Consider the following 9,792-nt stretch of genomic DNA (forward strand, 5'->3'; position numbering starts at 1 on the left):
AAAAAATAAGACAAGAGAAATCTTGCCTTTTTTCTTGGTGCATTTTCTTTGACAGTGAATTATTGTAGGAGTACACTTCGTAGTGAACAGTGTTCAATATATATTTAAATATGTTCATTGGAGGATATTATGAAAGTAAAAAGTAGAACCTTATTAATCATCGCTAGTTTCGTTTGGATGATTGCGGGATTTAATATTGTTAGAATCGGTTTACAAGCGTATCAAAATCATTTATCACTTTTAAATGTTGGGTTATCAGTAATCGTATTTTGTTTATTTTGGTTTCTCATTTTTCACAAACTAGTCATAAAACATACAATTCGTATTAGAAACTATGGTGATGAAAAACAATTATTCATCAAGTTTTTTGATGTTAAATCATTTATAATCATGGCATTTATGATGACTTTTGGAATCTTGATTCGATCATTAAGTCTTGCACCGGAGTCGTTTATTGCATTTTTCTATACAGGACTTGGGATTGCCTTATTTCTAGCAGGTATCTTATTTGGTATTAACTATTTTAAATACCCTATTAATTAGGCTTATTTTAAGTTGTAACCGTAATTCGTATGAAGAATTTCTTTGAAGATTTAGTAAAAGTTGAAAAAAAACATTTTACCCTTTAAAAAGACCATGAATTTTGTTATGATTTTGGTGTTGAAAGAGAGGTATACTGATGACAAAGTTATCGTTTCATACTTATATCTCTTTCATAGACAATTGATTGATTCGTGGATTTTTTCCATGAACTCTTTTTGTTTTTGTATAAATGTGGTAATAGGTCCACAAGTTTCTACCTCACTACCGTAAATGGTGAGACTACAAAACAGTTTTTTCATTTTGTTTTGTAGACATTGAGGTAGACTTCAATGTCTTTTTACTTGTTAAAGGAGGATACTAAGATGAGTGTACAAGTAGCTGTAGTTATGGGTTCAAAAAGTGATTTAGATGAAGTAAAGGAAACACTTCAAATTTTAGAAGATTTTAAAATTGAATATGAGGCTAAAATTCTAAGTGCTCATCGTACACCGGATGAAACAATTGCGTATGCAAGAGCTGCTTATGGTCGTGGTTTAAAAGTTATTATTGCAGCGGCAGGGGGAGCAGCACATTTAGCTGGTGTCATTGCTGGTTGTCAAACATTACCTGTTATCGGTATTCCAATGAAAACAAAAACACTCGATGGTTTAGATAGTTTGTTATCTATCGTTCAAATGCCTGCAGGTGTTCCAGTAGCAACTGTTGCGGTAGGTAAGGCTGGTTGTAAGAATGCGGCAGTTTTAGCGGCAACAATAATTGGAGCATTTGATGAAGAAATGCATGAAAAAATTGTGCAATACAAAGAAGATATGAAAAATAAAGTACTAGAAAGTACGATAGATTAGGTAATAACATGACAATAATTAATCGTAGAATTTATGTAGAAAAGAAACAAGGATTTAGAGTTGAAGCAATCGATTTATGTAAAACGATCCAAAATAATCTTAAAATTAATATCGAAGACGTACGTATTGTACTAACTTATGATGTTTTTCAAATTGATGAAGCGGACTTAGAAAAAGCTAAGAAATCCGTTTTTTCGGAAGTTATGGTAGATGAAGTTAGTGAAAGTTTAGATTTAACTGGATTAAATTATATTGCAATTGAAACATTACCAGGACAATATGATCAACGTGCTGATAGTGCTGTCCAATGTGTTAAGCTATTAAATCCGGCATCAACTTGTAGTATTACTACAGGACGTGTAGTGATTTTAAAAGGAAATATTACAGAAGAAGAAAAAACAAAGATTCAAGAATATTTAATTAATCCAATTGAAGCAAGAACAAAGCAATTGGATGTTTTGGCGATTGATCAAAATGTTGATATTAAACCATTAGAAGATTTCAGTGGATTTATTCAATACAATGAGGAGCAGTTAAGAAATTTTGTTAAGACACATGGGCTTGCGATGTCTTATGAAGATTTAAGTTTAGTACAAGATTACTTTAAATCAGAAAATAGAGATCCAAAAGAAACTGAAATTAAAGTATTGGATACGTATTGGTCAGATCATTGTCGCCATACTACATTTGAAACCTGTTTAAAAGAAATCAAGATTGAAACTACACGATTTAATGATGCGATTCAAAATGCTTATAATCGTTATTTAGATTTACGTCATGCTTGTGGTCGTGATGAAAAGCCTCAAACTCTTATGGATTTAGCGACAATCAATAGTCGTTATTTACGCAAGCAAGGGTTACTACCAGATGTTGAAATCTCAGATGAAATCAATGCATGCTCTGTGTTTATTGATGTTGACCATAATGGTGAAATTGAAAAATGGTTACTCCAATTTAAAAATGAAACACACAATCACCCCACAGAGATTGAACCTTTTGGGGGCGCTTCTACATGTATTGGTGGTGCAATACGTGATCCATTGAGTGGTAGAAGTTACGTATATCAAGCTATGCGTATTACAGGTAGTGGCGATATTACATTACCATTAGATAAAACATTAAAAGGTAAATTACCACAACAAATCATTAGTAAGAAATCGGCACATGGTAATTCAAGCTATGGAAATCAAATTGGTTTACCTACAACTTATGTTCGTGAGATTTACCATGATGATTATGTTGCAAAACACTTAGAAGTAGGAGCTGTTGTCGGTGCAGTTAAGGCGGATGCCGTAGTACGTGAAAAACCAGTAGCGAATGATGTCATCATTCTTTTGGGTGGTAGAACAGGTCGCGATGGTATTGGTGGCGCTACAGGTTCAAGTAAACAACATACGCAAGCATCATTAGATACATGTGCAAGTGAAGTTCAAAAAGGAAATGCTCCTGAAGAGAGAAAAATACAACGCTTATTTAGAAATCCGGAATGCACTCGCTTAATTAAAAAGTGTAATGATTTTGGTGCTGGTGGAGTGTGTGTTGCGATTGGTGAACTTGCGGATGGACTTATTATTCATTTAGATCAAGTCCGCACAAAGTATGCAGGTTTAAATGCGACTGAAATCGCAATTAGTGAAAGCCAAGAAAGAATGGCGGTTGTTGTATCTAAAGAAAATGCTCAAAAGTTTATTGATTTTGCACAAGCTGAAAATCTTGAAGCTTACCAAGTTGCAGAAGTAACAGAAGAAGCACGCTTAGTTATGAAACTTAATGATGTTGAAGTAGTAAATATAGCTCGTAGTTTTGTGGATTCAGCAGGAGCAAGACAAAATGCAAATGTAAGTATTCAAACTTCAATTAAATCAAATCCAATGATGGATGTTGAAATTAATAAAGAGAATGTTCTTAAAACAATAAGTGATCGAAATGTTGCGTGTCAAAAAGGGTTAGTCGAAATGTTTGATGCATCGATTGGATCAACAACAGTTCATATGCCATTTGGTGGTAAATATCAAATGACACCAACACAAGCATCAATTCAAAAGTTACCTGTACTTGATGGTAAAACAACCACTTGCTCAATCTTGACTTATGGATTCAATCCTAGATTAATGGAATATTCATGTTTTGCAGGTGCGATGTACAGCGTGCTTGAATCAATGGCAAAAACAGTAGCGGTTGGTGGGAATTTAGATCATACTTATTTTTCATTCCAAGAATATTTCGAACGTTTAAACTTTGAACCAAATAAATGGGGTAAAGTAACAGAAGCGTTATTAGGTGCAATGGTTGTCCAAGATTATTTCAATAAAGTTGCTATTGGTGGTAAGGACAGTATGTCAGGAACATTTAATGATATTTCTGTACCTCCAACACTAATTTCATTTGCATGTACAAAAGGTAATATCAACAATATTGTTTCAGCTGAATTCAAAGAAGCTAACCATACAATTGGACTTTATGTTCCGACTATCGATGAAGAAGGCTATCCAGATCTTGCGAGTTATGATGCTATCTTTAAAGATATGACAAAACAAATTCAAGATGGAAAAATTCTTGCGAGTTATGTAGTTGAAGAGGGTGGATTCATTAGTTCTTGCTTCAAAATGAGTTTTGGTAATCGCATCGGATTTAAACTAAATACAGAGCTCAATGGTTTAAGAATGATACCAGGAGCTATTGTGGTTGAGACTAAAGAACAACTTGATCATCCAAATTACCAAGTCATTGGAGAAACCATAACTGATGGATATGATCTTTGTGGACTAGAACTTAGCTTTGATGAAGTTGAGGCTTCATGGACTAAAACAATGGATCCATATTATCCAAGAATATCAAAAGGTAATGGTGAATCAGTTCGTACAAGTTGTTATAAAACAGACAAAAAGTTTAAAGCTAAAGAAACAGTAGATACACCCAATGTTTGTATCACAGTGTTCCCTGGAAACAATTGCGAATATGATATCAAACGTGCCTTTGAAGATGAGGGTGCTAAGGGAGAATTTGTTGTCTTTAGAAACTTAACAGAAAAAGATATTAATGATTCAATAGAACATTTAGTAGATGTTCTTGATCATAGTCATATTATGGCAATTCCAGGAGGATTCTCCAGTGGAGATGAACCGGATGGAAGTGCTAAATTTATTGTGAATGTTTTACAAAATGAAAAAGTAAAAGCAGCAGTTCATCGTCTATTAGAACGAGATGGATTAATATTAGGTATTTGTAATGGATTCCAAGCTTTAATTAAATCAGGTTTATTACCATATGGTGAGATTCAACAACTTTCAAGTGATGATGCAACTCTTTATCGTAATGATATCAATCGTCATATTTCATTAATGGGACACACACAAGTAGGTTCTAATAATTCACCTTGGTTACAAGATTTGGAAGTGAATAGTGATCATATGATTGCGTTTAGTCATGGTGAAGGGAAGTTCGTGGTAAACCAAGAAGGACTTGAGGAATTAATTAATCATGGTCAAATTGCATTCCAGTATTGTGATGAAAATGGTAATGCAAGTAATGATCCAAGTTACAACATCAATGGAAGTACATATGCGATAGAAGGTATCGTTTCGCGTGATGGAAAGATATTAGGTAAGATGGGACATTCTGAAAGATATGCAGAAGGGGTATTCCAAAATATTGTAGGTAATAAAAAACAAAATATATTCAAAAGTGGTGTGAACTACTTTAAAAGGGAGGACTAACATGTCAAAGGCATACAAAGATGCAGGCGTTAATCTAGAAGCGGGCTATGAATCAGTAGAAAGAATTAAAAAACATATTAAACGTACTGAACGTTTAGGTGTTATGGGAGGTATTGGTGCTTTTGGTGGTTTATTTGATTTATCATCATTAAACATGAAAGAACCAGTTCTTGTGAGTGGTACTGATGGTGTAGGTACTAAGTTAAAACTTGCGATTATGATGAATAAACACGATACAATCGGTCAAGATGTTGTGGCGATGTGTGTCAATGATGTATTAGCACAAGGAGCAGTACCTTTGTTTTTCCTTGATTATATTGCAGTAGGTAAAAATCATCCTGACCAAATTGAAGAAATCGTGAAAGGTGTTTGTGATGGTTGTGTCCTTTCAGATTGTGCATTAGTGGGTGGTGAAACTGCAGAAATGCCAGACATGTATGCGGAAGATGATTATGATATCGCAGGATTTACAGTGGGTGCGGTTGAAAAATCAAAAATAATTACACCAGATAAAGTAAATATTGGAGATGTAGTTATTGCACTTCCTTCAAGTGGAGTTCATTCAAATGGATTCTCATTAGTAAGAAAAATAGTATTAAAAGATAATGCAGTCGATTTAAATACAAAATTTGATGAGTTAGATAAGTCAATTGGTGAAACATTATTAACACCAACAAGAATTTATGTAAAACCGGTTGCTGCTGTATTAAAAGAAATTGATGTTCATGGAATTGCACATATTACAGGTGGTGGATTCTATGAAAATATGCCACGTTGTTTAGCACAAGGGCAAGGTATTGAAATTGAAAAAGGATCATATACAATTCTTCCAATATTCAATGTATTACAAAAATTATCAAACATGGATGAATATGAAATGCACAATGTATTTAACATGGGTGTAGGTATGATTATCGTTGTAAGTCCAGCTGATGTAGATAAGACATTAGAAATATTAAAGTCACACAATGAAAATCCAAGTGTTATTGGTAAAATCATTGAAGGTGAAGGAGTTACATTTAAATGAGAAAGATAGCAGTATTCGCATCGGGTACAGGTACTAACTTTGATGCTATACAAGCTAGTATTGAAAAGGGACAACTTGATGCATCAATAGAACTTATTGTAGTTGATAAATTGGATGCAAAAGTTATTGAAAAAGCTAAAGCGAAACAAATTGATACATTTGTTTTCAATCCAAAAGAATATGCATCTAAAAATGATTATGAAAGAGTCATCGTTGAAGAGTGTAAAAGAAGAGGGGTTGAGTGGATTGTGCTTGCAGGATACATGCGTATTCTTGCTGATGCATTATTGGAAGCTTATCCCAATCATATTGTGAATATTCATCCATCGTTATTACCAGCGTTTAAAGGTAAAGATGCAATAGGACAAGCATTTAATTATGGTGTCAAAATCATGGGTGTTAGTATTCATTATGTTAATGCAGAAATGGATGGCGGTAAGATTATTGCACAACGCTGTTTTGATGTGGTTGATGGTATGACACATGATGAAGCGGAAGCTAAAATACATGCGATTGAACACCAGTTATACCCAGAAACACTAAAGAAATTGTTGGAGGAAAAGTAAAATGAAAAGAGCATTAGTCAGTGTATCAAACAAAGAAGGATTACTTGATTTTGTAAAAGGATTAGTCGCTTGCGATTATCAAATTATTTCAACAGGTGGTACAAAAAAGGCTCTAGATGATGCAGGTATTTCAACAATTGCGATTGATGAAGTAACGCACTTTCCAGAAATGTTAGATGGACGTGTAAAAACATTACATCCATTAATTCATGGTGGTTTATTAGGAATACGTGATAAAGAAAGTCATGTAGCTCAAATGAAGGAACACGATATTGAACCGATTGATTTGGTATGTGTTAATTTGTATCCATTCAAAGAAACAATTGCAAAACCAAACTTTACACATGAGGAAGCAATTGAAAACATTGATATTGGTGGACCTAGTATGATTCGTAGTGCAGCGAAGAATCATCAATTTGTAACTGTTGTAACAGATGTAAATGATTATGCAATCATTCTTGATGAAATTAAAGCACAGGGTGATACAACACTAGAAACTCGTCAAAAACTGGCAGCAAAAGCGTTTCGTACAACAGCTGCATATGACGCAATGATTCAAAAATACTTAACAGAGAAGTTTGAAGTAGAAAATCCAGAAAAAGTAGTGTTTGGTTTTGATTTAGTTCAAACATTGAGATATGGTGAAAATCCTCATCAAAGTGCATCTTTCTATACAGATGGAAGCAAGATGAGATATGCAATGACAACTGCAAAGCAATTGCATGGTAAGGAATTATCTTACAACAACATTCAAGATGCTAATGCAACATTACAAATCTTAAAAGAATTCATTGGTACTCCTGCAGTTGTTGCGGTTAAACATATGAATCCATGTGGTGTAGCAATTTCTAATCACATTACTAATGCATGGAAAAAAGCATATGCAGCTGATCCGGTTAGTATCTTTGGTGGTATTGTAGCGTTCAATGAAGAAGTGAATGTTGAATGTGCTACTGATATGAGTCAAATGTTTTTAGAAATTATTTTAGCGCCAAGTTTTTCTAAAGAAGCCTTCGAAATATTAAGTCAAAAAAAGAATATTCGCTTAATGACATTTGATACAGAAGGAGAAGATGCTGAAAATAAAATGGTATCCGTAACTGGTGGTCTACTTGTTCAAGGTGAAGATGATTACCATGAATGTGTTGAAGATTGTAAAGTAGTTACTACTACACAACCAACAGAACAACAAATTACTGATTCGATTTTTGGGATGAAGATTGTAAAACATGTGAAATCAAATGCGATTGTTTTAGTCAAAGATGGTCAAACAATTGGTGTTGGTGCAGGGCAAATGAATCGAGTTGGTGCTGCTAAAATAGCATGTGAGCAAGCTGGTGAAAACGCTAAAGGTTCAGTTTTAGCTTCGGATGCATTTTTTCCAATGAATGATACAGTAGAACTTGCTAGTGAATATGGTATTGAATGTATTATCCAACCAGGTGGTTCAATCAAGGACCAAGATTCAATTGATAAATGTAATGAGAAGAACATCGCAATGATCTTTACAGGAAAGCGCCATTTTAAACACTAATGAAAAAAATACTAGTAATAGGTAGCGGTGGTAGAGAACATGCAATTGCGTATAAATTTAAGCAATCGCCACAAGTAGAAGAAGTATTTGTAGCTCCAGGTAATCCTGGTATGAGCGATGTAGCTACAATAGTTCCTATAGAAACAAACGACTTTGTCCAATTGATTCAATTGGTTAAAGATAATCAGATTGATTTGACCTTTGTTGGTCCTGAAATACCTTTATGCGCAGGAATAGTCGATGAATTCCATAAAGAAGGTTTAGCGGTTTTTGGTCCAACACAAGCAGCAGCTGAACTTGAAGGATCAAAAGTATTTTCAAAAGCAATGATGAAGAAATATAACATTCCAACTGCTAAATATGAAAGTTTTAGTGATTATGAGGAAGCAAAGAAATACTTACTTCAACAGACTATGCCAATCGTATTAAAGGCAGATGGATTAGCAGCTGGTAAAGGCGTAATTATTGCCATGACAATGGATGAAGCACTTCAAAGTTTAGAAGAGATGATGTGTAATCATTTATTCGCTGATGCAGGTTCAAGTGTTGTTATTGAAGAATATTTGGAAGGTGAAGAATTTTCACTACTTGCGTTTGTCAATGGAAATCTTGTTGTGCCGATGCAAATAGCGCAAGATCATAAACGTGCATTTGACAATGATGAGGGATTGAATACGGGTGGTATGGGAGCATATACACCAGTTCATCATATTCCAGAATCTGCGTACAATAACGCTGTAGAAAATATCGTACAAGCTATGGCTGATGCAATGGTAATGGAGGGGAAACCTTTCCTAGGTATTCTATATGGTGGCTGTATGTTAACGAAAGATGGTGTTAAAACCATAGAGTATAATGTACGTTTTGGAGATCCAGAAACAGAAGTTATTTTACCAGCATTAGAAAATGACTTAGTTGATGTAGTAGAAAACACGATGAAAGGCATTTATACGCCACTAACATGGTCTAAAGATTCCTATTGTGGTGTTGTTATGGCGAATAAGGGATACCCTGAAAGTTATAACAAGGGAGCAATTATTGATGGTTTAGATAAATGTAATGCAACAGTATTCCATATGGGTACAGCGATGAAAGACGGTAACATGATTGCAACCGGTGGACGAGTTCTATTTGTGGTCAAGAATGGCCAAACACTAAAAGAAGCACAAGATGCTGTGTATAAAGAAATTGTGAACATTGAATGTGATTCATTGTTCTATCGACATGATATTGGAAGTAAAGGTATTAAATAAATTTAAGGATAAGCTCATTGGGTTTATCCTTTCTTCTTTAGGAAGTATAATTAAATTGAATATGGAGGTAAAGAATGACAATACCTAAAATACAATTTAATTTGGTAAAAGAAATTGCTGAAAAAATTAGTAAAGAAAACACATTGAATCAACCAACTGATTTACTGGACGGGTGTTATGATGAAAAGGATTATGAATATGAAGAATTGATGAAGCACATTGGGAAAAAATAGATGTGATTCAATGAATTTTCTTGCCTTATGTATATAAAAACCGTGTAATGAGCTCGCATTACACGGTTTCTTATT

Annotated in this window: 8 protein-coding genes and 1 riboswitch; all 8 genes read left to right on the top strand. The window is 34.1% G+C overall.

Annotation, left to right across the window (positions count from 1 at the left end):
• Positions 1-129 precede the first annotated feature (129 nt).
• Positions 130-543, top strand: coding sequence for a hypothetical protein (locus RR643_RS10085; RefSeq protein WP_332483135.1), 414 nt, complete (start codon positions 130-132; stop codon positions 541-543).
• Between the two features lie 201 nt (positions 544-744).
• A riboswitch (purine riboswitch) is annotated at positions 745-845 on the top strand.
• 60 nt (positions 846-905) lie between these two features.
• Entirely contained in the window at positions 906-1,388 is a 483-nt protein-coding gene (gene purE, locus RR643_RS10090) for a 5-(carboxyamino)imidazole ribonucleotide mutase (protein WP_332469857.1), read from the top strand.
• 8 nt (positions 1,389-1,396) lie between these two features.
• Positions 1,397-5,104 (top strand): phosphoribosylformylglycinamidine synthase, encoded by a 3,708-nt coding sequence (locus RR643_RS10095; protein ID WP_332483136.1) that lies wholly within the window; start codon positions 1,397-1,399, stop codon positions 5,102-5,104.
• A 1-nt stretch (position 5,105) separates the two neighbouring features.
• On the top strand, positions 5,106-6,131 hold the full coding sequence (purM, locus tag RR643_RS10100; protein ID WP_332469855.1) for a phosphoribosylformylglycinamidine cyclo-ligase: 1,026 nt from the start codon (positions 5,106-5,108) through the stop codon (positions 6,129-6,131).
• Positions 6,128-6,697 carry a phosphoribosylglycinamide formyltransferase gene (gene purN / locus RR643_RS10105; protein ID WP_332483137.1) on the top strand — a complete coding sequence of 190 codons (570 nt, stop codon included), beginning with the start codon at positions 6,128-6,130 and terminating at the stop codon, positions 6,695-6,697. The genes purM and purN overlap by 4 nt, the downstream gene beginning before the upstream one ends.
• A 1-nt stretch (position 6,698) precedes the next feature.
• A complete protein-coding gene (gene purH / locus RR643_RS10110) occupies positions 6,699-8,231 on the top strand; it encodes a bifunctional phosphoribosylaminoimidazolecarboxamide formyltransferase/IMP cyclohydrolase (protein WP_332483138.1) in 1,533 nt (510 codons plus the stop codon).
• Positions 8,231-9,484 (top strand): phosphoribosylamine--glycine ligase, encoded by a 1,254-nt coding sequence (gene purD, locus RR643_RS10115; RefSeq protein WP_332483139.1) that lies wholly within the window; start codon positions 8,231-8,233, stop codon positions 9,482-9,484. The genes purH and purD overlap by 1 nt, the downstream gene beginning before the upstream one ends.
• Positions 9,485-9,558: 74 nt before the next feature.
• On the top strand, positions 9,559-9,717 hold the full coding sequence (locus RR643_RS10120) for a hypothetical protein (RefSeq protein ID WP_332483140.1): 159 nt from the start codon (positions 9,559-9,561) through the stop codon (positions 9,715-9,717).
• Positions 9,718-9,792: the final 75 nt, after the last annotated feature.

Origin of the sequence: Anaerorhabdus sp. (assembly GCF_036637135.1) — a bacterium.
GTDB lineage: Bacteria > Bacillota_I > Bacilli_A > Erysipelotrichales > Erysipelotrichaceae > Anaerorhabdus.